At 68.9% G+C, this 21,209-nt stretch carries 17 protein-coding genes; 4 read left to right on the top strand and 13 right to left on the bottom strand.

All coding sequences use genetic code 11. From position 1 onward, the window contains the following. Position 1: 1 nt before the first annotated feature. Positions 2–1,303: an MFS family transporter gene (locus PcP3B5_RS00480; RefSeq protein ID WP_043270044.1), complete on the bottom strand. Its 1,302-nt coding sequence runs from the start codon at positions 1,301–1,303 to the stop codon at positions 2–4. A 632-nt stretch (positions 1,304–1,935) separates the two neighbouring features. On the opposite strand from PcP3B5_RS00480, the gene PcP3B5_RS00475 reads away from it, so the two are divergent. Beyond that, the gene (locus PcP3B5_RS00475; protein WP_043270046.1) at positions 1,936–3,261 is read left to right on the top strand and encodes an OprD family porin; all 1,326 of its coding nucleotides are present in this window, start codon (positions 1,936–1,938) and stop codon (positions 3,259–3,261) included. 538 nt (positions 3,262–3,799) lie between these two features. Here PcP3B5_RS00475 and PcP3B5_RS00470 read toward each other — a convergent pair. The 4 genes from PcP3B5_RS00470 to PcP3B5_RS00460 are packed head-to-tail and all read right to left on the bottom strand — an operon-like array spanning position 3,800 to position 9,652. After that, on the bottom strand, positions 3,800–6,931 hold the full coding sequence (locus PcP3B5_RS00470) for a CusA/CzcA family heavy metal efflux RND transporter (RefSeq protein ID WP_043270048.1): 3,132 nt from the start codon (positions 6,929–6,931) through the stop codon (positions 3,800–3,802). Between the two features lie 15 nt (positions 6,932–6,946). Next, on the bottom strand, positions 6,947–8,194 hold the full coding sequence (locus PcP3B5_RS00465) for an efflux RND transporter periplasmic adaptor subunit (protein ID WP_043270050.1): 1,248 nt from the start codon (positions 8,192–8,194) through the stop codon (positions 6,947–6,949). A 25-nt stretch (positions 8,195–8,219) separates the two neighbouring features. Next, positions 8,220–8,390: a hypothetical protein gene (locus PcP3B5_RS31780; protein ID WP_156060072.1), complete on the bottom strand. Its 171-nt coding sequence runs from the start codon at positions 8,388–8,390 to the stop codon at positions 8,220–8,222. Further along, positions 8,390–9,652, bottom strand: a complete 1,263-nt coding sequence (locus PcP3B5_RS00460) for a TolC family protein (protein WP_081884613.1) — start codon at positions 9,650–9,652, stop codon at positions 8,390–8,392. The genes PcP3B5_RS31780 and PcP3B5_RS00460 overlap by 1 nt, the downstream gene beginning before the upstream one ends. A 443-nt stretch (positions 9,653–10,095) precedes the next feature. Here PcP3B5_RS00460 and PcP3B5_RS00455 point away from each other — a divergent pair, with 443 nt between their 5' ends. Together PcP3B5_RS00455 and PcP3B5_RS00450 are read left to right on the top strand one after the other, a co-directional pair. Continuing rightward, entirely contained in the window at positions 10,096–10,770 is a 675-nt protein-coding gene (locus PcP3B5_RS00455; RefSeq protein ID WP_043270052.1) for a heavy metal response regulator transcription factor, read from the top strand. Next, a complete protein-coding gene (locus tag PcP3B5_RS00450) occupies positions 10,767–12,152 on the top strand; it encodes a heavy metal sensor histidine kinase (protein WP_043270054.1) in 1,386 nt (461 codons plus the stop codon). Before PcP3B5_RS00455 ends, PcP3B5_RS00450 begins: the two co-directional genes overlap by 4 nt. On the opposite strand, the gene PcP3B5_RS00445 is transcribed toward PcP3B5_RS00450, so the two are convergent. The 8 genes from PcP3B5_RS00445 to PcP3B5_RS00410 all read right to left on the bottom strand — a co-directional run bounded on the left by PcP3B5_RS00445 (position 12,153) and on the right by PcP3B5_RS00410 (position 20,146). After that, positions 12,153–12,476, bottom strand: coding sequence for a co-regulatory protein PtrA N-terminal domain-containing protein (locus PcP3B5_RS00445; RefSeq protein WP_009614585.1), 324 nt, complete (start codon positions 12,474–12,476; stop codon positions 12,153–12,155). A gap of 293 nt (positions 12,477–12,769) precedes the next feature. After that, entirely contained in the window at positions 12,770–14,605 is a 1,836-nt protein-coding gene (gene glmS / locus PcP3B5_RS00440; RefSeq protein WP_043270056.1) for a glutamine--fructose-6-phosphate transaminase (isomerizing), read from the bottom strand. A gap of 12 nt (positions 14,606–14,617) precedes the next feature. Beyond that, positions 14,618–15,388 (bottom strand): DeoR/GlpR family DNA-binding transcription regulator, encoded by a 771-nt coding sequence (locus PcP3B5_RS00435; RefSeq protein WP_009614568.1) that lies wholly within the window; start codon positions 15,386–15,388, stop codon positions 14,618–14,620. Between the two features lie 248 nt (positions 15,389–15,636). Then, positions 15,637–17,535, bottom strand: a complete 1,899-nt coding sequence (locus PcP3B5_RS00430; RefSeq protein ID WP_043270058.1) for a GGDEF domain-containing protein — start codon at positions 17,533–17,535, stop codon at positions 15,637–15,639. Continuing rightward, the gene (locus PcP3B5_RS00425) at positions 17,532–18,395 is read right to left on the bottom strand and encodes an endonuclease/exonuclease/phosphatase family protein (protein WP_009614566.1); all 864 of its coding nucleotides are present in this window, start codon (positions 18,393–18,395) and stop codon (positions 17,532–17,534) included. The genes PcP3B5_RS00430 and PcP3B5_RS00425 overlap by 4 nt, the downstream gene beginning before the upstream one ends. A gap of 11 nt (positions 18,396–18,406) precedes the next feature. Further along, the gene (dsbA, locus tag PcP3B5_RS00420) at positions 18,407–19,048 is read right to left on the bottom strand and encodes a thiol:disulfide interchange protein DsbA (protein WP_009614565.1); all 642 of its coding nucleotides are present in this window, start codon (positions 19,046–19,048) and stop codon (positions 18,407–18,409) included. Between the two features lie 154 nt (positions 19,049–19,202). Then, complete coding sequence (locus tag PcP3B5_RS00415) at positions 19,203–19,811, bottom strand: c-type cytochrome (RefSeq protein ID WP_009614564.1); 609 nt, start codon at positions 19,809–19,811, stop codon at positions 19,203–19,205. Positions 19,812–19,855: 44 nt separating this feature from the next. After that, the gene (locus PcP3B5_RS00410) at positions 19,856–20,146 is read right to left on the bottom strand and encodes a c-type cytochrome (RefSeq protein ID WP_009614563.1); all 291 of its coding nucleotides are present in this window, start codon (positions 20,144–20,146) and stop codon (positions 19,856–19,858) included. Positions 20,147–20,334: 188 nt separating this feature from the next. Here PcP3B5_RS00410 and yihA point away from each other — a divergent pair, with 188 nt between their 5' ends. Then, positions 20,335–20,994: a ribosome biogenesis GTP-binding protein YihA/YsxC gene (yihA, locus tag PcP3B5_RS00405; RefSeq protein ID WP_043270061.1), complete on the top strand. Its 660-nt coding sequence runs from the start codon at positions 20,335–20,337 to the stop codon at positions 20,992–20,994. Positions 20,995–21,209 lie beyond the last annotated feature (215 nt).

Raw genomic sequence — 21,209 nt, 5'->3', positions numbered from 1 at the left:
GTCAGTCCTCATCGTTGAGGTAGCTGACCTTGCGCAGGTCCGGCAGCAGCAGGCAGACCACCAGCGCCACGCCGCACATCACCGAGACGTAGACGTAGAAGTACGACTCCACGCCGAGGCTCTTCAGGCCCAGGGCCACGTATTCCGCCGAGCCGCCGAAGATGGCGTTGCCCACCGCGTAGGACAGGCCCACGCCCAGGGCGCGGATCTGCGGCGGGAACAGCTCGGCCTTGATCAGCCCGCTGATGGAGGTGTACAGGCTGACGATGGCCATGGCCACGATGATCAGCACGAAGGCCATGTAGGGGCTGGTGGTGGTCTTGAGCGCGGAGAGGATCGGCCAGGTGCAGAGCATGCCCAGCAGGCCGAACCAGAGCATCGAGGTCTTGCGCCCGATGCGGTCGGAGAGGGCGCCGAACAGCGGCTGCATGCACATGTAGACGAACAGCGCGAAGGTCATCACGCCGCTGGCCACCTTGGCGTCCATGCCCACGGTGTTGACCAGGTACTTCTGCATGTAGGTGGTGAAGGTATAGAAGATCAGCGAGCCGCCGGCGGTGAAGCCGAGCACGGTGAAGAAGGCGCGCTTGTGGTGGGCGAACAGCTCGGTGAGGGTGCCGGACTCGGCGCGGTGCAGGTTCTCGTCCTTGGCCGTCTCGCTCAGCGAACGGCGCAGGTAGAAGGCGATCACCGCGGTGATGGCGCCGACCACGAAGGGAATCCGCCAGCCCCAGGCGCGCAGCTCCTCGTTGCTCAGCAGCTGCTGCAGGATCACCACCACCAGCACCGCCAGCAGCTGGCCGCCGATCAGCGTCACGTACTGGAAGGAAGCGAAGAAGCCGCGCTGGCCCTTGAGCGCCACCTCGCTCATGTAGGTGGCGCTGGTGCCGTACTCGCCGCCCACCGACAGGCCCTGGAACAGCCGCGCCAGCAGCAGCGCCGCCGGCGCCAGCACGCCGATGGTCTCGTAGGTGGGCATCACGGCGATGGCCAGGGAGCCGCCGCACATCATCAGCACCGAGATCATCATCGCCGTCTTGCGGCCCTTCTTGTCGGCGATGCGGCCGAACATCCAGCCGCCGATGGGGCGCATCAGGAAGCCGGCGGCGAACACCCCGGCGGTGTTGAGCAGCTGCACCGTGGGGTTGCCCGAGGGGAAGAAGGCGTGGGCGAAGTAGATGGCAGTGAAGGCGTAGACGTAGAAGTCGAACCACTCCACCAGGTTGCCGGAGGAGGCGCCGACAATGGCGAAGATGCGTCGGGCGCGTTCTTCGGCGGAGTAATGCGGTACGGGTGCGTTCATGCGGGTTCTCTCGTCGATGACACTGTTGTTGGCGTTGTACGGCGGCCGTCCCTTTCGCCACCGGACGAGGTGCGGCAGGCCGCACTCGGGCAGCTTGCCGACACAATCTGTTACAGGAGTATAGCCCCCTGCCGATAGCCAGCTAACGATAAATCCTGCCGATCGACGGGGTGCCAACCATCGAAAGGGCGAATATCGAACGTCCGTTCGGCATTTCCGATTGACCGGCACAAGGCCAGCTTCTATCGTTTCGCCACCCACGCGTGCCTGCCGGGACTACTTGTCAGGTACCCCTCGGTGGGCCGCAGGGTCCGACCTTGTCCACAAGACAAGGTCGATTACCTTCCCCTCGCAGGGCGGCTCCTGCCGCAAAGCCTCGGTGCCCCGTCCACACCCCCGGACGCGCAGGCACCGGGGGGATAATGGTCCCCCCCGCCTTCCCCATCCTTCGTGCCGTTGCCGTCTTCGTCTGCCGTTCGCCGGCTGACGGAATTGTCATGTCCGCCTCATCTCCGCGTCATTCCGCCGTCATCAGGATGGAGCCTGCCTGCGCGCGGCTCCCAGCCGCTGCGGGTGCACAACAACGATGCGGCGCCTCTCCGGCAGCCGCCCAACACCCCATGGAGCGATCGATGACACAGCGGCACATCCCCCTGGCCCTCTCCCTGCTCGCCGCCGGGCTGGCCAGCCCCCTGGCCGGCGCCGAGGAGAGCGCCGAAGGCTTCCTCGAAGGCCAGCGCCTGGACATCCTCAACCGCAACTTCTACTTCAACCGCGACGACCGCCACGGCCAGTCCAGCCCCAAGGGCAACGGCTACTCCGAGGCCTGGGCCCAGGGCCTCTTCGCCCGTTACCAGTCCGGCTACACCCAGGGCACGGTGGGTTTCGGCGTCGACGCCTTCGCCATGCTCGGCATCCAGCTGGACAGCGGCGACGGCCGCAACGGCGGGCACAGTTCGTTCGACGTGCTGCCGGTGGACGCCCGGGGCCGCACCCAGGACGAATACGCCAAGGCCGGCGGCGCCGCCAGGCTGCGCCTGTTCGACACCGAGGTGAGGATCGGCGACGTGTTCCCGCAGACGCCGGTGGTGCACTACGGCGACTCGCGCCTGCTGCCCGAATCCTTCCGCGGCGTGACCCTGAACAACGCCAGCATCGACGGCCTGGACCTGCAGGCCGGGCGCCTGCATTCGATGAGCCAGCCCAACGACCGCAAGATGAGCGAAGGCTTCTCGACCTTCTACGCCGGCCCCGTCGACGCCCCCTGGGTCGCCTACCTGGGCGGCGACTACGCGCTCACCGAACAGGTCAGCGTGAGCCTCTACGGCAGCCGCCTGAAGGACGCCTGGAAGCAGTACTACGCGGCCACTTCGGCGACCTATCCACTGGCCGACGGCCTGGACCTGATCGGCGGCTTCACCTACTACAAGTCGGTGGACGACGGCGGCCGCGAGCTGCTCGGCGAGTTCAACACCAACATCTGGAGCGGCAAGCTCGGCGTGCGCTTCGGCGCCCACACCCTGGCCCTGAGCCACCAGCGCAACAACGGCAATAACGACTTCGACTACCTGCGCCAGTCGGACTCGATCTACCTGGACAACTCCATCCAGTACACCGACTTCAACTCGCCGAAGGAGCGCTCCTGGATGCTCCGCTACGACCTCGACATGCAGGCCTACGGCATCCCCGGCCTGAGCTTCATGACCCGCTACGCCCGCGGCAGCGACGCCGACTACAGCCACGCCAACGCGGTCTACATGCGCCGCGACGGGAACGGCGATCCATTGACCGACCAGAAGCGCTGGGAGCGCGACGTCGAGGCGAAGTACGTGGTGCAGAACGGCAGCCTGAAGGACCTGTCCTTCCGCCTGCGCCAGGCGACGACGCGGGCCACGGCCTTCGAGTCGGACCTGGATGAGGTGCGGCTGATAGTGGAGTACCCGTTGCGGGTGCTTTGAGGTTCGGGTGTGGAGAAAGGCCCCTGCGGGGCCTTTTTCGTTTGCGGGGGTGGTTTGGCTTTTGCGTAGAAGCGAGCTTGCTCGCGAACCCGGTTTCCCGGTGGCTTCGGTGCCTGGCCTGAAGAGCGCCCTCTCCCTAACCCTCTCCCTGAAGGGAGAGGGGACCGTTCGGTGTGCTCGGGTATTTCGGCGTTAGCCGGCTACTACACGGGTATCAGGATGAAACCACATCGCCTCTCGGCACGAACTAGCCCCCTCTCCCTTCAGGGAGAGGGCTGGGGAGAGGGAACGGAGTCAATCCAAGGCTCCGTTGCAACCGGGGAACTCCGTTCGCGAGCAAGCTCGCTCCTACGCAAAAGCCAAACCCCTCCCTATCAAAATCGTCATCCCCACCTCAGCATCCTGTTACCGACGACAGGTTCCAATAACCCCGTCAGCCCCACTCGTGTGAACTGACGGCCGTCCCGGCAGCGAAAGCTCCTTTGGTGAGGGACGGCCCCTGAGGCGCCCCCCGCGGGCGCCTTTTTTACGTCCCTGCTCAGCCCATCTCATCGCGCCTGTGCGCCCAGCGATACAGCGCCGGCAACACCAGCAGCGTGAGCGCAGTGCTGGAGAGAATGCCCCCGATCACCACCGTAGCCAGCGGCCGTTGCACCTCGGCGCCGGTACCTGTCGCCAAAGCCATGGGCACGAAGCCCAACGACGCCACCAGCGCCGTCATCAACACCGGGCGCAGGCGCGTCAGGGCGCCCTCGTGGATGGCCGCATCCAGCCCGCGGCCCGCCTCGCGCAGGTTGCGGATGAAGGCGAGCATCACCAGGCCGTTGAGCACCGCCACCCCGGACAGGGCGATGAAGCCCACGCCGGCGGAGATCGACAGCGGGATGTCGCGCAGCCACAGCGCCGCCACCCCGCCGGTGAGGGCGAAGGGGATGCCGGTGAACACCAGCAGGCCGTCGCGGACGTTGCCGAACATCATGAACAGCAGCACGAAGACCAGCAGCAGCGCCACCGGCACCACCACCTGCAGGCGCTTGGCCGCCGATTGCAGCTGCTCGAACTGGCCGCCCCAGGCGGTCCAGTAGCCGGCCGGCACCTGCACCTCATTGGCCAGGCGCCGTTCGGCCTCGGCGACGAAGGAACCGATGTCGCGGCCGCGCACGTTGGCGCTGACCACCACCAGGCGCTTGCCGTTCTCCCGGCTGACCTGGTTCGGCCCCTGCAGCAATTGCAGTTGCGCCACCTGGCCGAGCGGGATGAAGGCGATGCGCCCGTCGGCGCCGGCCGGCAACGGCAGCAGCAGGCGCGACAGGCCGTCGATGTCGCTGCGCTGCGCCTCGGGCAGGCGCACCAGCAGGTCGAAGCGGCGGTCGCCCTCGAACAGCGTGCCGGCCTGGCGCCCGCCCACCGCGATGGCGACGAAGTCCTGCACGTCGCCCACGGCCAGGCCGAAGCGCGCCGCCCGGTCGCGGTCGATGTCGAGGGTCAGCACCGGCAGGCCGCCGGTCTGCTCGACCTTCACCTCGGAGGCGCCGGGCACCTGGCGCAGGGCCTCGGCGATCTTCCCGGCGGTCTGTTCCAGCACCGCCATGTCGTCGCCGAAGACCTTCACCGCCACGTCGCTGCGCACCCCGGAGATCAGCTCGTTGAAGCGCAGCTGGATCGGCTGCGACAGCTCGTAGTTGCTCCCCGGCACCTCGGCGGCGGCGCGCTGGATTTCCTCCACCAGCTGCGCGCGCGGCTTGCGCGGGTCCGGCCAGTCCTGCTGCGGGCGCAGCATCAGGTAGCTGTCGGAGATGTTCGGCGGCATGGGGTCGGAGGCGATCTCGGCGGTGCCGGTGCGGGCGAACACTCGCTGCACCTCCGGCACCCTGGCGAGGATGTGGCGCTCCAGGCGTTCCTGCAGCTCCACCGACTGCGTCAGGCTGGTGCCCGGCACGCGCAGCGCCTGCAGGGCGAAGTCGCCCTCGCTGAGGCTGGGCACGAACTCGCTGCCCATGCGCGTGGCCAGCAGACCCGCGCCCAGCACCAGCAGCGCAGCGCCGGCGAACACCCGCGCGCGGTGGCCCATCACCCAGCCCAGCACCGGCTCATAGCCGCGCCGCGCGCCGCGCATCAGCCAGTTCTCTTCCTCGCGCACGCGGCCGCTGACGAACAGGGCGATGGCCGCCGGCACGAAGGTCACCGACAGCAGCATGGCGCCGAACAGCGCGATGACCACGGTGAAGGCCATGGGGTGGAACATTTTCCCTTCCACGCCGGTGAGGGCGAAGATCGGCAGGTACACCACCATGATGATCAGTTGGCCGAAGATCAGCGCGCGGCGCGCCTCCTTCGAGGCGGCGAATACTTCATGCAGGCGCTCGCTGCGCGTCAGCAGGCGGCCGTGGTGCTGCTGGGCGTGGGCCAGGCGGCGGATGGCGTTCTCGACGATGACCACCGCGCCGTCGACGATGATGCCGAAGTCCAGCGCACCCAGGCTCATCAGGTTGGCGCTGACGCGGTTGGCGAACATGCCGCTGAAGGTGAACAGCATCGCCAGCGGGATGACCATGGCGGTGATCAGCGCCGCGCGCAGGTTGCCGAGGAACAGGAAGAGCACGGCGATGACCAGCACCGCGCCCTCCACCAGGTTCTTCTTCACCGTGGCGATGGCCTTGTCCACCAGTTGCGTGCGGTCGTACACCGGCACCGCGCGCACGCCCGCCGGCAGGCTGCGGTTGACCTGCTCCAGGCGCTCGGCCACGGCGGCGGCGACGCTGCGGCTGTTCTCGCCGATCAGCATGAACACCGTGCCCAGCACCACCTCGCGGCCGTTCTCGGTGGCCGCGCCGCTGCGCAGTTCGCGGCCGATCTGCACCTGCGCCACGTCGCGCACGCGGATCGGCGTGCCTTCCAGGTTGGCCACCAGCACGTTGCCGATGTCCTCCAGGCCGGACAGCTGCCCCGGCGCGCGCACCAGCAGCTGCTCGCCGTTGCGCTCGATGTAGCCGGCGCCGACGTTGCCGTTGTTGCGCTCCAGCGCCGCCAGCAGGTCGGCCAGGGTCAGGCGGTACGCGGCCAGGCGCTGCAGGTCGGGCGCCACCTGGTACTGCCGGGCCTGGCCGCCGATGGTGTTGATCTCGGCCACGCCGGGCACGTTGCGCAGCTGCGGCTTGACGATCCAGTCCTGGATCACCCGCAGGTCGGTGGGCGTGTAGGGCGTGCCGTCCTCCTTGCGGGCGTCCTCGGCGGCCTCGATGGTCCACAGGAAGATCTCGCCCAGGCCGGTGGAGATCGGCCCCAGCGCCGCCTCGGCGCCCTCGGGCAGCTGCTCGCGGGCCTGCTGCAGGCGCTCGTTGACCAGTTGCCGGGCGAAGTAGATGTCGGTGCCGTCGGCGAAGATCGCCGTCACCTGCGACAGCCCCGAGCGCGAGATCGAACGCGTCTGCTGCAGGCCCGGTAGGCCGGCCATGGCGGTCTCGATGGGGTAGGTGATGCGCTGTTCGGTCTCCAGCGGCGAGTAGCCGGGGGCGGCGGTGTTGATCTGCACCTGGACGTTGGTGATGTCGGGCACCGCGTCAATCGGCAGCTTCTGGTAGCTGGCCACGCCGAGGGCGGCCATGCCCAGCACGGCGAGCAGCACCAGGTAGCGCTGCTCGATGGCGAAACGGATGATGCGTTCGAACATGGGGGGCTCTCGCGGTCAGTGGGCGTGCTCGGCGCTGGCCTTGCCCAGCTCCGACTTGAGGACGAAGCTGCCGGCGGCGGCGACCTGCTCGCCGGCGGCCAGGCCCTGCAGCACCTCCACCCGGCCCTGGCCGCGCGCGCCCAGGCGCACCGGCTGGGCGACGAAGACGCCGTCGCGGCGGACGAACACCACGTCCTGCTCCTCCACCCGCTGGATGGCCGCCTCCGCCACGCTGACCGCCGCCGCACGCGGCGCGCCGGCCAGCGTCACCTGCACCGGCAGGCCCGGCCGCCAGGTGCCGCCGGGGTTCTCCACCACCACCCGGGCGCTGGCCATGCGCGACTGTTCGCCCAGCAGGTTGCCGACCTGGGCGACGCGGCCCTCGGCGCTCATGCCCAGGTCCACGGCCTCGACCTGCGCCGCCTTGCCCAGCTGCACCCAGGCCAGGTCGCGCGGCGCCACGGCGAAGGTGGCCCAGACCCGCGACAGGTCGGAAAGGGTGAAGGCGGCGGTGTTCTCGTCCACCACCTCGCCGCGCACCAGATGCTTCTCCACCACCACGCCGTCGAAGGGCGCGCGCAGCTCGTAGCGGTCGCCGCCGCCGCCGCCCAGGGCGCCGAGCTTCTGCCGGGCGTTGGCCAGGGCGATCTCGGCTTCCTGCCGGGCCTGGCGCGCCTGCAGGTAGTCCTGCTCGGCGGAGACCTTCTCCTGCCACAGCTGGCGCTCGCGCTCGTAGGTCACCCGCGCCAGTTCGAGGCGCCGCTGCGCCGCCGCCAGTTCGCTGCGCAGGTCCGACAGCTGCGGGCTGGCGATCACCGCCAGCAGCTCGCCGCGCTTCACCGCCTGGCCCAGTTCGGCCGCCACCTGCTGCACCACCCCGGCCACCCGCGGCACCAGGTGCGCGGTGCGGTCGGCGTCGAAGGCAATCTCGCCGGGCAGGCTCAGGCGCGCGGACAGCTCGGCCGGCGCGGCGCGCTCCAGCTCCACGCCGGCTACGCGCAACTGCTCGTCGCTCAGGCGCAGGCCGGCGTCTTCCTCGCCGTGTTCTTCGCTATCGGCGTGGTGCTCGTCGTCGCCATGGCCAGCGGCCTCGCCATGGGCCTTGGCGGTGCTTTCGCCGTGGTGTTCGCCATCCTGGTGCGCGGCCGCCTCGCCATGCCCTTCCGGCGCCTGCGCGGCCCCGCCCGGCAACAGCGTGGCGGCGCCGCCCAGCGCCAGCATGAACAGCACGGCGGCGGCGATCTTCATTTCTCTCGACTTCATGGACTCTCCCGGATGGCCCCGCGCCTCAGGCGCCGATCAGGCTCGACAACGCGCCCAGGGCGCGGAACAGGTCATGGATGCACCAGTGCCCGGCGGCGGAGCCGTAGGCCTGGTAGGGAAGGTGGCCGCTGGTGGCCAGCAACGCCGCCAGCAGCAGGGCCGACGACAGCCGGGCGCGCAGGGAGCGCCCGGCCATCAGCGCAGCGCCAGGTCGCCGAAGATGCGCTCGGTGCGAGCGCGCGCCTCGGCGAGGCGGGCCAGCGCCTGCTGGTACCGGTCGCGCGCGGCGAGCAGGGTGCGCTGGGCGTCGAGCACTTCGAGGAAGCCGAACTTGCCCATCTCGAAACCGCGGGTGGCGGCGTCCAGGGCCTGGCGCGCGACCGGCAGCAGGCTGTCGCGCAGGGTTTGCGCCTCATGCTGCGCGGTGCCCCACAGGTCCAGCGCCTGCTGCGTCTCGCGGCGCAGGCGCAGCTCGGTGGCGTTGCGCAGGTCGCGGGCCTGGTCCGCCCTGCGCGCCTCGGCCAGCAGGCGGCCCTGGTTGCGGTCGAACAGCGGCAGCGGCATGGACAGCCCGACCAGGTTCACCCGCTCGCGGGCCTCGTGGTCGTACTGGCTGCCCAGGGTGACGTCGAGGTTGGGCACGCGCTCGGCACGCGCCAGCCGTATGGCGGCCTCGCGCTGGTCGACCTGGAGCAGCGCCAGGCGCAGCTCGGCGGTCTGCTCCAGGCGCCGCAGCAACTGCGCGGCCTGGGGCGGCGCCGGCAGTTCGGCGTTGCCGGCCACCTCGGCGAAGCCCGGCTCGGCCTCGCCCATGAGCCCGGCCAGGGCGCGGTAGGCCTGGTCACGGTCGATGCGCGCGCGCTGCAGTTCCAGCTCCACCTCGGTCAGTTGCACCTGTGCCCGCGTCGCCTCCAGCGGCGCCGACTTGCCGGCGCGCACCCGTGCCTCGGCGGCGCGCAGTGCCCGCCGGGCCAGGGTTGCCGACTCCTCGCCCAGGCGCAGGCGTTCCTGGGCCTGCAAGGCAGCCTGGAAGGCCTCCAGCACCTCGGCGCGCAGCGTGTTGCGGCGCACTTCCAGCTCCATTTCGGCGATCGCCTCGCCGCGTTCGGCCACGGCCACCCGCGCGCCGCGCTTGCCGCCCAGTTCCAGGGGCTGGGTCAGGGCGAGGGTGGTGGTGGAACGCTCGCGGCGGGTGTCCTCGGTCTCCCAGGACAGGCTCGGGTTCGGCAGCAGCGCCGCCTGGCGCCGCTCGCCCGCGGCGATACCCTGGCCGCGGGCGACGGCGGCCAGCTCGGGGTTGGCCGCCAGCGCGGTGCGCAGGGCCTCGTCGAAGCCCAGGGCGCGGGCCTCGGCCGGCACGCCCGGCAGGCCGAGCAGAAGCAGGAACAGCGACAACGATGCCGGCCACGGACACAGGCCCGCAGCCGGCCAGCGGAACAGGCCACGAAAGTAGGACACGGCACACCTCAGGAAACGGCCCGGGACGGCGTTTTCGCCCCATGGACAGGCGGCAACTTCCAGGGAAGTTCCACCCACTGCCGCAACGTTAATTTCCTGCTTTTATCGGCAAGGTGACTCGTCAATTACAAATATGTCATTCAACCGAAGTTCATATTTTCCTGCGTTAGCATCGGCTTTATCCGGCTATCCAGGGCGCTCCGAACCAGGCCCTGAAAACCACCGATAAAGCCGCCTTATCAAGGATTTTGAACAACTAATGCGCCGCAATAGCAATATCCGGAAACATCCTTTGGGAGCCAGCGGCATTGACCCTGAAGCGGCTACAGCCCTTAGCCTCGCCGGCCAGTTAAATATCGGAAAGTTCCCTGCCTACATATCCGTAATTCACACGTCCGATAAGTACAGAATTTTCAGACTTCATAAGTAAGGTCATTCCCCATATGCGAATCCTAGTTGTAGAGGACGAAGCCAAGACCGCCGACTACCTGCACCAGGGCCTGAGCGAAAGCGGCTTCGTGGTGGACCGCGCCGACAACGGCGTGGACGGCCTGCACCTGGCCCGCCAGGGCACCTACGACCTGGTCATCCTCGACGTGAACATGCCGCAGATGGATGGCTGGGAAGTGCTGCAGCAACTGCGCCGCGAGAGCGACACGCGGGTCATGCTGCTCACCGCCCGCGGCCGCCTGGCCGAGCGCGTGCGCGGCCTGGAGCTGGGCGCCGACGACTACCTGGTGAAACCCTTCGAGTTCCCCGAGCTGCTCGCCCGGGTGCGCACCCTGCTGCGCCGCAGCGAGCGGGTGAGCGCGCCGCCGGTGCTGCGCATCGCCGGCCTGGAGCTGGACCCGGCGCGCCACCGCGCCTACCGCGACGGCCGGCGCATCGACCTGACCACCAAGGAATTCGCCCTGCTGCACCTGTTGATGAGCCGCAGCGGCGAGGTGCTGACGCGCACCCAGATCATCTCCCTGGTGTGGGACATGAACTTCGACTGCGACACCAACGTGGTGGAAGTCACCATCCGCCGCCTGCGGCTGAAGGTCGACGACCCCTTCGACAGCAAGCTGATCCACACCCTGCGCGGCGTCGGCTACGTGCTGGAGGCGCGCGAATGAAGCCGGCCAGCCTGTCCACCCGCCTGGCCCTGGGCATCGGCCTGCTCTGCGCCGGCCTGGTGGTGGTGTTCGCCCTGCTCGCCTACACGGCCCTCGACCACGAGTTGCAGAGCCGCGCGCGCAACGAGCTGGCCGACAAGCTCGGCCAGGTCCGCCACGCCCTGGATGCCGGCCTGGACGACCGCGCCCTGGCGCGCGGGCCGCACGAACTGCTGGACGTGGTGGCCGGCCACGACAACCTGGAGCTGACGCTGCTGGCCCCGGACCAGGGCCAGGCACCGCTGCTCGACACCGGCAAGCCGCAGCGGCTGGCCACCCTGGACAGCCTGCAACCGGGCAGCGAACCGCAGTACCACGCCTGGACCGACGACGCCGGCCGGCGCCTGCTCAGCATCGGCAGCCGGGTGCCGATGGCCAACGGCGCCAGCGTGCGCGCCCTGCTGACCCTCGAGCGCGGCAACGACGATGCGCTGCTCGGCGCCTTCCGCCAGTCGGTGCTGGCCGGCGTGCCCTTCCTTCTATTGCTGGTGGGCCTGGGCGCCTGGTACGCGGTGCACCGCGGGCTGTCGCCGCTGCAGCGCTTTCGCAAGGTGGCCGCGCGCATTTCCACCGAGGACCTCAGCCACCGCATCCCGGTGGAGAAACTGCCGCTGGAACTGGGCGAGGCGGCCCAGGCGCTGAACGTCATGCTGCATCGCCTGGACCAGGGCGTGCAGCAGCTGACGCAGTTCTCAGACGACCTCGCCCACGAGCTGCGCTCGCCCATCGGCAACCTGCTGGGCAAGGCGCAGGTCACCCTGTCCCGCGAGCGGCCGGTGGAGGAATACCAGGCAGTGCTGGCCTCGGGCGTCGAGGAGCTGGAGCGGCTGTCGCGCATCGTCAGCGACATGCTGTTCCTGGCCCAGGTCAACCAGGCGCAGGTGCCTTTCGAGCGCCTCTCGCTGGGGGCCGAGGCCTGCCGCGTGGCGGAGCTGTTCCTGTATGCCGCCGAGGAGAAGGGGGTGGACATCGAACTGTCCGGCGATGCCTGGGTCCACGGCAACCGCCTGATGGTGCAGCGGGCGATCTCCAACCTGCTGTCCAACGCCATCCGCCACGCGCCGGCCGGCAGCCAGGTCGACATCGACATCAAGGGCGGCGCGGAGGGCGTGGCGCTCTGCGTCGGCAACCCCGGGCCCGGCATCGAGCCGCAGCACCTGCCGCACCTGTTCGAGCGCTTCTACCGCGCCGATGGCGGCCGCTCGCGCCAGGAGGGCGGCACCGGCCTGGGCCTGGCCATCGTCCGCTCGATCATGAGCCTGCACAACGGCAGCGTCGCGGTGGACAGCGCGGCGGAAGGTCCGACGCGCTTCCACCTGCGCTTTCCCAACGCGGCCGCCTGATCACTTGCCGCGGTTGCAGCTGACGCGCTCGGCGCGGTATTCCAGGCGCTGCTCGGCGCCGTCGGAGTCCAGGTAGCGCATGCGCACCGGCACCACGCCGCAGCCCCGGGCCGGCGTCACTTCCAGCACCTGGGCGATGTCCAGGCGCATGCCGTACTCGTAGCGGCGGAAATCGTCGGCCTGCGCCGGCGGGTTCGCGGCGGCCATGGCCGCCAGGCGGTTCTGCTCCATGCGCGCGAAGGTACGGTCGCCCCCGCTCTCGGCCAGGGCCAGGGACGAAACACCGAGCAGGCCGGCGAGCAGGAGAGGGCGGAACAGGTTCATGGCAGTCACCTCGTCGGTGGTGGTGGAAACTGCCTTCACCTTAAGCAGCGGGGCCTAACGGGAGCCTGAGGCGTGCATGACGATTCGGTTATCCGTGGGGGTGACCCGGCCCGAAGGGAAATGACCCAGCTGCCTAGGCTGAAGTGTTCCTGCGTAGGATGGGTTGAGCTTGCGATACCCATGCGGTTGCGCTGATGGGTATCGCTTCGCTCAACACCATCCTACGAAAAGCCATGCTCGCTCATGCGGTAGGAGCGGACTTTGTCCGCGATTGGATTCACCGGGCGCGCGGCTTATTCCACCGTAACCGACTTGGCCAGGTTGCGCGGCTGGTCGACGTCGGTGCCCTTGAGCACGGCGACGTGGTAGGACAGCAGTTGCAGCGGCACGGTGTAGAGGATCGGCGCCAGGCAGTCGTGGATCGGCGGCATGCTTACCACGTGGGTGCCCGGGCCGTTGCCCAGGCCGCTGTTGGCCTCGGCGAAGACGATCAGCTCGCCGCCGCGGGCGCGGACTTCCTGCAGGTTGGACTTGAGCTTCTCCAGCAGCTCGTTGTTCGGCGCCACCGTGACCACCGGCATGTCGGCGTCCACCAGGGCCAGCGGGCCGTGCTTGAGCTCGCCGGCCGGGTAGGCTTCGGCGTGGATGTAGGAGATTTCCTTGAGCTTCAGCGCGCCCTCCATGGCCACCGGGTATTGCGCGCCGCGGCCGAGGAACAGGGTGTGGTGCTTCTCGGCGAACAGCTCGCCGACCTTCTCCACCACCTTGTCCATCGCCAGGGCTTCTTCCAGGCGCGTCGGCAGGCGGCGCAGGGCTTCCACCAGTTCGGCCTCGACACCCTCGCCCAGGCGGTTCTGCACCCGGCCGATGGCCAGGGTCAGCAGCAGCAGGGCCACCAGCTGGGTGGTGAAGGCTTTGGTCGAGGCCACGCCGATTTCCGGGCCGGCCAGGGTCAGCAGGGTCATGTCCGACTCGCGCACCAGCGAGCTGGTGGCGACGTTGCAGATCGCCAGGCTGGAGAGGAAGCCCAGTTGCTTGGCGTTGCGCAGCGCGGCCAGGGTGTCGGCGGTCTCGCCGGACTGCGAGATGGTGACGAACAGGGCGTCGGGCTGCACCGCCACCTTGCGGTAGCGGAACTCGCTGGCCACTTCCACCTGGCAGGGGATGCCGGTCAGCTCTTCCAGCCAGTAACGCGCCACCAGGCCGGCGTGGTAGCTGGTGCCGCAGGCGACGATCTGCACGTTGCGCACCTTGGCGAACAGCTCGGCGGCGTTCGGCCCGAAGCTCTCCACCAGCACCTGGCCGGAGCCCAGGCGGCCTTCCAGGGTGCGCTGCACCACCTTGGGCTGCTCGTGGATTTCCTTGAGCATGAAGTGGCGGTACTCGCCCTTGTCGGCGGCCTCGGCGCCCTCGTGGTACTGCACCGCCTCGCGCTTCACCGGGCGGCCTTCGGCATCCCACAGCTGCACGCTATCGCGGCGCAGCTCGACGATGTCGCCTTCTTCCAGGTAGATGAAGCGGTCGGTGACCTGGCGCAGGGCCAACTGGTCGGAGGCGAGGAAGTTCTCGCCCAGGCCCAGGCCGACCACCAGCGGGCTGCCACTGCGGGCGGCGACGATGCGGTCCGGCTGGTCCAGGCTGATCGCCGCCAGGCCGTAGGCGCCGTGCAGTTCCCGGACCGTGGCCTTGAGCGCGGTGGTCAGGTCGCCCAGCTCGCGCAGGCGCAGGTGCAGCAGGTGGACGATGACCTCGGTGTCGGTCTGCGAGCTGAACACGTAGCCCTCGCTCTTGAGGTATTCGCGCAGCTCCTCGTGGTTCTCGATGATGCCGTTGTGCACAACCGCCAGGCGGTCGTGGGAGAAGTGCGGGTGGGCGTTGGCCTCGCTGGGCGCGCCGTGGGTGGCCCAGCGGGTGTGGGCGATGCCCAGGTGGCCGGCCAGCGGCTGTTCGGCCAGGGCCTGCTCCAGGCTCGCCACCTTGCCGACGCGGCGGCGGCGCTGCAGTTCGCCGGCGGCGTCCACCAGGGCCAGGCCGGCGCTGTCGTAGCCGCGGTATTCGAGGCGCTTGAGGCCCTCGATCAGGATCGGGGTGACGTTACGTTCGGCAATGGCGCCAACGATTCCACACATGGGGCGTTCTCCTTAGTTCGTGCAGCGCGCGCGTATGACTTTCACGCCACGCGCCTCGATCTGGGCACAGGCCTCGTCGCTGAGGCGCTCGTCGGTGATCAGGGTCTGGATGCTGCTCCACGGCAGCTCCAGGTTGGGCATGCGCCGCCCGAGCTTGTCGGCCTCGGCCATGACGATCACCTCGCGGGCGACCTCGGCCATCACCCGGCTGAGCCCGAGCAGTTCGTTGAAGGTGGTGGTGCCGCGCGCGGGGTCGAGGCCGGCGGCGCCGATAAACAGTTGGTCGAAATCGTAGGAGCGCAGCACCTGCTCCGCCACCTGGCCCTGGAACGACTCCGAGTGCGGGTCCCAGGTGCCGCCGGTCATCAGCAGCACCGGCTCGCGCTCCAGCTCGCGCAGGGCGTTGGCGACGTTCAGCGAGTTGGTCATCACCACCAGGCCGGGCTTGTGCCCGAGCTCGGGGATCAGCGCGGCGGTGGTGCTGCCGCTGTCGATGATGATCCGCGCGTGCTCGCGGATGCAGGCCGCCGCGGCGCGGGCGATGGCCTGCTTGTAGGGCGACAGCGGCGGGCTCGGCTCGGCCAGCAGTTCCTGCGGCATGGGCACCGCGCCGCCGTAGCGGCGCAGCAGCAGGCCGTTGCTCTCCAGGGCGGCCAGGTCCTTGCGGATGGTCACCTCGGAGGTGGCGAAACGCCGGGCGAGGTCGTCGACGCTGACCTCGCCCTGCTGGTTGAGCAGGGCGAGGATCTCGTGGCGGCGCTGGGGCGTGTTGCGTTTCGACATGAAGGCTTATGTTTCGATTCGAAAGTTACAGGTGCGAATCAAAACCCAAGAGCTTTCATTCGTCAAGTTCGGGTGATGGGAGGTTGGGGCGACGCAGGAGCGACTGCCCACCGCACCGGGGCGCTTTTCGTAGGATGGGTTGAGCCTGCGAAACCCATGCTGCCGTGGCGATGGGTATCGCTTCGCTCAACGCCATCCTACGGGGGTTGTGTTTGCCGGCGGGTGCAGGAGCGCCCACGGGCAGCGCCTCAGCCCATCTCCAGGCGGTTGCGGCCGCCGCGCTTGGCACGGTACAGGGCCTGGTCGGCGCGCTCGAAGGCCGCTTCGTTGCGCTCGCCGGCGCGGAACTGGGTGAGGCCCGCGGAGCAGGTGATGACCAGCGGTTCGCCCTTGAAGTGGAAGGGGATGCGTTCCACCGACGTGCGCAGGGCTTCCAGCAGTTGCTGCCCGCCGTCCAGCGGCGTGGAGGGCAGCAGCACGACGAATTCCTCGCCGCCGAAGCGGGCGATGAAGTCGGTCTTGCGCAGGCGCTTGGCCAGCTCGCCGGCGATGATCTTCAGCACCTTGTCGCCGGCCAGGTGGCCGTAGTCGTCGTTGATGCGCTTGAAGTGGTCGACGTCCAGCACCGCCAGCAGCAGTTCGCCGCCGAAGCGCTGCACCCGCGCCACTTCCAGTTCCAGCCGCTCGCTCAGGGCGGCGCGGTTGGGCAGGCCGGTGAGGGGGTCGGTCAGGGCCTTCTGCCGCTGGTCCTCGATGCTGGCCTGGAAGCTGCGCGCCTCTTCCTCCATCGAGGAAACCCGCGCCACCAGCGCCTGCAGGCGCTCCCCGGCCTCGCGCTCGCGGGCCTCGCGTTCCTGGCGGTGCCGCTCGATGCTGCCGAGCAGGCCTTCCAGGCGCTCATCCACCGAGCGCCGGAGGCTGTCCAGGTCGGTGGCCTGCTGCACGCTGTTCTGCAGGCCGCTGACCTGGTCGCGCAGTTCATCGTCCAGGCGCCGCGCGCTGTCGGACACGGCGTCCTGGCCCTGCTGCACGGCGCCAAGGCTGTCGAGGAAGGTGCTCAGGCGGTCGTTGAGCTGGTGCAGGTAGCCTTCGAAGGCGGCCTGGCCGCTGTCGTTGAGGGCCAGCACCAGCACCGCCAGGTCGTCCAGCACCGGCACCAGTTCGTACCAGTTCAGGCTGCCGTTGATGCGCTCGCGCAGGGCCTGGGCCTGTGGGCGGTAGGTGGCCGGCAGCTGCAGCTGGTCGAGCAGGTTCAGCAGGCTGGCCTCGATGTGCGGCGCCACCGCGCTGTAGCCGGGCTCCGGCATCGGCGGCAGGGCGTAGTGCTGCTCGCCCTCGCCATCCAGCAGCACCGGGCGCGGCGCGCTGGGGATGAGGTCGGCGGGCAGCGGCAGGCTGTCCAGCAGGGCGGCGGACGGCGCGGGTGACGGCAGCGGTTCGGGATCGGCTTGCACCGCCACGGCGGCGGCCTGCTGCGGAATGACCAGGGGTTCTTCGTCCGCGACGGCCACGTCAGCCTCGGCGACCACGGCGGCCTCGGCCCTGGCCGGCGCCGCCGGCGCCTCGCTGGCCGGCGCGCCATTGCTGGCGGGCGCGGGCTGGGCGGGGCCGTCCTCGCCGTCTTCGCGGCCACCGAACAGGCGCTGCAGCAGGCCGGGGCGCGGCGCCTCGGCGTCGGAAAGCTGTTCCAGCACGCGCCGCTGCAAGTTGCCCAGCTCGCCGAGCAGCACCGGCAGCTCGCGGGACTGGCTGGCGCGCGCCTCCAGGTCGCGGGCGAACAGTTTCAGCGGCAGGCGCACGTCCCGCGGCAGGTCGAGGTTCAGCAGCTGCTGGGCGATCTGCTGCAGCGCCGTGATGTTCTGGCGGATGCGCTGCTGGCGGCGCTGTTCGGAGTCCAGCACGGTCTTTTCCAGGCGCGGGATCAGCCGCGCCAGGCCCGCGTCAATATCGTTGCGGCGCAGCAGTTCGCGCAGTTCCTGCATGCACTGGTCGACCGCCTTGTCGCTGCCCTCGGCAGCCAGGCTGCTGCGCACCAGGCCGCGGCGCAGCAGGTCGACGCGCACTTCCCAGCGGCGCTCCAGGCGCTCCTGCTGGTCGATGTTGGCGAGGTACTTTTCCTTCCAGCGCTGGTTGTCGTCGCGGCTCATCGAGCGTCCTTGAGAGAAAGCGCGGAGTCTTGCCGGCAGCCGTCGGGCAGGCGGATCTCCACGGACACCGGCAGGTGGTCGGAGATCGGCTCCGGCAGCACGCTGACCCGCTCCAGGGTCAGCCCGGGGCTGAGCAGGATGTGGTCCAGGCAGCGCTGCGGGCGCCAGCTGGGAAAGGTCGCCTGGACCTGCGGGGCGATCAGCCCGAGATCGCGCAGCGGCGAAGTCTCCAGCAGGTCGCTGGCGTGGGTGTTCATGTCGCCCATCAGCACCTGGTGGCGGTAGTTCTGCAGCAGCTCGCGGATGTAGGCGAGCTGGCGGGTGCGGGTGCGCGGGCCCAGGGCCAGGTGCATCATCACCACGGCCAGGGCGTTGTCGCCCTCGCCGAAGCGCATGAGGATCGCCCCGCGGCCGGGCGGGCCGGGGAGCGGGTGGTCTTCCAGCAGGGTCGGGCGCAGGCGGCTGAGCAGGCCGTTGCTGTGCTGGGCGATGCGCCCGAGGTTGCGGTTGAGCTGCTGGTACCAGTAGGGGAAGGCGCCGAGCTGGGCCAGGTGCTCGACCTGGTTGACGTAGCCGGAGCGCAGGCTGCCGCCGTCGGCCTCCTGCAGGGCCACCAGGTCGTAGCCGGACAGCAGGTCGCCGATGCGCTGCAGGTTGCCGGCGCGCCCGGCGGCGGGCAGCAGGTGCTGCCAGCCGCGGGTCAGGTAGTGGCGGTAGCGTTCGGTGCTGATGCCCACCTGGATGTTGAAGCTGAGCAGGCGCAGGCGGCCATCGGCGGGATAGCCGGATTCCGCGGCCTGCGGGTTGACCTGCGCGGGGCGGGATGCGACCACCCGCTGCTGGCGGAGCCTGCTCAGCATGGCGGGTTACCTCACTGGGCGGCCTTGGCGGCGTCGCGTTCCTTGGCGATCAGGAAGTCGGCCAGCTCCAGGGCCTTCTCCGGGCCACCGGCCGAGCCGATGTCGAAGCGATACTTGCCGTTGACCACCATGGTCGGTACGCCGCTGATCTGGTAGGCCATGGCCAGTTTCTTGTCCTTCTCGATCTGGCCCTTGATGGCGAACGAGTCGAAGGTGCTGAGGAACTTGTCCTTGTCCACGCCCAGCGGGGCGAGGAAGTCGGCCATCTCTTCCGGGGTGGCCAGTTTCTTGCCTTCCTTGTGGATGGCCTCGAACACGGCGGTGTGCACCTTGTGCTCCACGCCCATGGCTTCCAGGGTCAGGAACAGCTGGCCGTGGACGTTCCAGATGCCGCCGAACATGGCCGGGATGCGGACGAAATGCACGTCGGCCGGCAGTTTCCCGATCCACGGGTTGATGGTCGGTTCGAAGGCGTAGCAATGCGGGCAGCCGTACCAGAACAGCTCCACCACCTCGATCTTGCCGGGCTGGGACACCGGAACAGGGGTGCTCAGCTCGGTGTACTGCTTGCCGGATTCGAACTCGGCGGCTTGCGCGCTGAGACCGAACAGGCCGGCGAAGGCCAGTACGGCGGTGAAAATCAGGTTACGCATGGTTCACTCCTTGGCTGGATCGGGGGCGCCGCGGCGCGGCCGTGATTGGACTGGGGAGGCCGGCGGCGGTTCCAGGCATTGTAGTGGCGGCGGATACGAAAAAGGGTGGCCGAAGCCACCCTTTTTTTTCAAGCCGTGCCGCGGGGCGAAGGCCTCAGTGCAGGCCTTCGATGTAGCTGGAGACGGCGGCGATGTCCTTGTTGGACAGCTTGGCGGCGATGCTGCGCATGATCATGCTGTCGCCGTCGTTGGTGCGCTCGCCTTCGCGGAAGGCGGTCAGCTGCTTGGCCACGTAGGCCGCGTGCTGGCCACCCAGGTGCGGGAAGGCGGCCGGCTCGTTGCCCACGCCGTCGGGCGAGTGGCAGCCGGTGCAGGCGGGCATGCCCTCGGCGAGCTTGCCGCCGCGGTACAGGGCCTCGCCGGCGGAGACCAGCTTGGGATCGGCGGCGCCGACGCTCATCTTCTGGCTGGAGAAGTAGGCGGCGATGTCGGCCAGGTCCTGGTCGCTGAGGTTGGTCAGCAGGCCGGTCATCTCCAGAACGGTGCGCTTGCCGTCCTTGATGTCATGCATCTGCTTGAGCAGGTATTTGTCGCCCTGGCCCGCCAGTTTCGGGAAGTTCGGCGCCATGCTGTTGCCATCGGCACCATGGCAGGCGCCGCACACGGCGGCCTTCGCCTGGCCGGCCTTGGCATCGCCGACTTCGGCGTGGGCCATGGCGGTCAGTCCCAGGGTCAAGAGCAGACTCACGATTATTTTGTTCATCAGCTAATCCATTACGGCTAATAGGTGAAAGAGAAAAGCCCGGGTTACTTGGACATCCACTGGATGATTGCCTTGTAGTCCTCGGTGTTGCAGTCGGTGCACAGGCCACGCGGGGGCATGGCGTTGAAACCGTTGGTGACGTGCTGCACCAGCGTATCCATGCCTTTGTCCAGGCGCGGTTTCCAGGCTGCGGCGTCGCCCTTCTTCGGGGCCATCGGCAACTGGCCGGCATGACAGGCGCCACATGCCCGGTTGAATACCGCTTCCGGGTCCTGGGCGGCCTGCACGCTGGTAGCCATCGCGGCGGCTACGGCTGCGAACAGCAGTTTCTTCATGATCGTCCTCATCGGGAGGGAACGTCCGCGTTCTATTGCGCGGCCGGTTGATTATCGCGTTCCCGTGGCGCCCGACCCTGGGGGATAAAGCGCACACAAAATCCGCGGCATTATATACTTCGCCTGCCTGTTCGAAAACGAGACCGGCCCCCGCGACACCGAGTCGCACCCCGCCGCGGAAGCCCCCCATGCCCCCCAAGAGCCCTGCCAAGAACCCCATCCTCAGCCTTTGCCAGCAGGCAACCTTCCTGATCAGCGCGGCCAAGGTCGAGCAGTGCCCGGAAGACAGCGGCCGCGAAGTCGCCTTCGCCGGCCGTTCCAACGCTGGTAAGTCTAGCGCGCTAAATGCACTCACCCATGCCAATCTGGCGCGCACCTCGAAAACCCCCGGGCGCACCCAGTTGCTGAACTTCTTCCGCCTGGACGACGAGCGCCGCCTGGTCGACCTGCCCGGCTACGGCTACGCCAAGGTGCCGATCCCGCTGAAGCTGCACTGGCAGCAGCACCTGGAAGCCTACCTGAGCAGCCGCGAGTCGCTGGCCGGGGTGGTGCTGATGATGGACATCCGCCATCCGCTGACCGAATTCGACCGCCTGATGCTCGACTGGGCCCAGGCCAGCCGGCTGCCGATCCACGTGCTGCTGACCAAGGCCGACAAGCTGGCCTTCGGCGCGGCGAAGAACGCGCTGCTCAAGGTGCGCCGCGAAATCCAGCAGGGCTGGGGCGACGTCGCCAGCGTGCAGTTGTTCTCGGCGCCCAAGCGCGAGGGAGTGGAGGAGGCGCAACAGGTCCTGGCGGCCTGGCTGGGCCTGCTGGAAGAGGACGGAGAGGAGGCCGAACAGGCCTGAAGGCCTGGCGCAGAGGGTGCCGGCTGGCCGCCGGCACTTTTGCGCGGGCAAAAAAAACCCCGAGCTTCGTATGGGGAGGGGGAAGTTCGGGGTTTAAGTCCGGACCGCTAGGGCGGGGTCCAGGATTCTGCCAACACTAAACACTGCAAAGGAGCATCGAAGGGCTTCTCCAGCCATTCACGAGTTCTGACCCGGGCTGCAGCGGGAAAGTTCAG

It is taken from the genome of Pseudomonas citronellolis (genome assembly GCF_001586155.1).
GTDB classification, from domain to species: domain Bacteria; phylum Pseudomonadota; class Gammaproteobacteria; order Pseudomonadales; family Pseudomonadaceae; genus Pseudomonas; species Pseudomonas citronellolis.
Note: the sequence above shows the minus strand (reverse complement) of the source record. Positions and strands in the feature narration are given on the sequence as shown.

Excerpts from the sequence above, each read along its gene's own strand:
- yihA (WP_043270061.1), top strand. The coding sequence starts at position 20,335 with ATGCCCCCCAAGAGCCCTGCCAAGAACCCCATCCTCAGCCTTTGCCAG.
- PcP3B5_RS00445 (WP_009614585.1), bottom strand. The coding sequence starts at position 12,476 with ATGAACCTGTTCCGCCCTCTCCTGCTCGCCGGCCTGCTCGGTGTTTCG.
- PcP3B5_RS00470 (WP_043270048.1), bottom strand. The coding sequence starts at position 6,931 with ATGTTCGAACGCATCATCCGTTTCGCCATCGAGCAGCGCTACCTGGTG.
- PcP3B5_RS00415 (WP_009614564.1), bottom strand. The coding sequence starts at position 19,811 with ATGAACAAAATAATCGTGAGTCTGCTCTTGACCCTGGGACTGACCGCC.
- PcP3B5_RS00410 (WP_009614563.1), bottom strand. The coding sequence starts at position 20,146 with ATGAAGAAACTGCTGTTCGCAGCCGTAGCCGCCGCGATGGCTACCAGC.
- PcP3B5_RS00430 (WP_043270058.1), bottom strand. The coding sequence starts at position 17,535 with ATGAGCCGCGACGACAACCAGCGCTGGAAGGAAAAGTACCTCGCCAAC.
- PcP3B5_RS00450 (WP_043270054.1), top strand. The coding sequence starts at position 10,767 with ATGAAGCCGGCCAGCCTGTCCACCCGCCTGGCCCTGGGCATCGGCCTG.
- PcP3B5_RS00465 (WP_043270050.1), bottom strand. The coding sequence starts at position 8,194 with ATGAAGTCGAGAGAAATGAAGATCGCCGCCGCCGTGCTGTTCATGCTG.
- PcP3B5_RS00425 (WP_009614566.1), bottom strand. The coding sequence starts at position 18,395 with ATGCTGAGCAGGCTCCGCCAGCAGCGGGTGGTCGCATCCCGCCCCGCG.
- PcP3B5_RS31780 (WP_156060072.1), bottom strand. The coding sequence starts at position 8,390 with ATGGCCGGGCGCTCCCTGCGCGCCCGGCTGTCGTCGGCCCTGCTGCTG.
- PcP3B5_RS00435 (WP_009614568.1), bottom strand. The coding sequence starts at position 15,388 with ATGTCGAAACGCAACACGCCCCAGCGCCGCCACGAGATCCTCGCCCTG.
- glmS (WP_043270056.1), bottom strand. The coding sequence starts at position 14,605 with ATGTGTGGAATCGTTGGCGCCATTGCCGAACGTAACGTCACCCCGATC.
- PcP3B5_RS00475 (WP_043270046.1), top strand. The coding sequence starts at position 1,936 with ATGACACAGCGGCACATCCCCCTGGCCCTCTCCCTGCTCGCCGCCGGG.
- PcP3B5_RS00455 (WP_043270052.1), top strand. The coding sequence starts at position 10,096 with ATGCGAATCCTAGTTGTAGAGGACGAAGCCAAGACCGCCGACTACCTG.
- PcP3B5_RS00480 (WP_043270044.1), bottom strand. The coding sequence starts at position 1,303 with ATGAACGCACCCGTACCGCATTACTCCGCCGAAGAACGCGCCCGACGC.
- dsbA (WP_009614565.1), bottom strand. The coding sequence starts at position 19,048 with ATGCGTAACCTGATTTTCACCGCCGTACTGGCCTTCGCCGGCCTGTTC.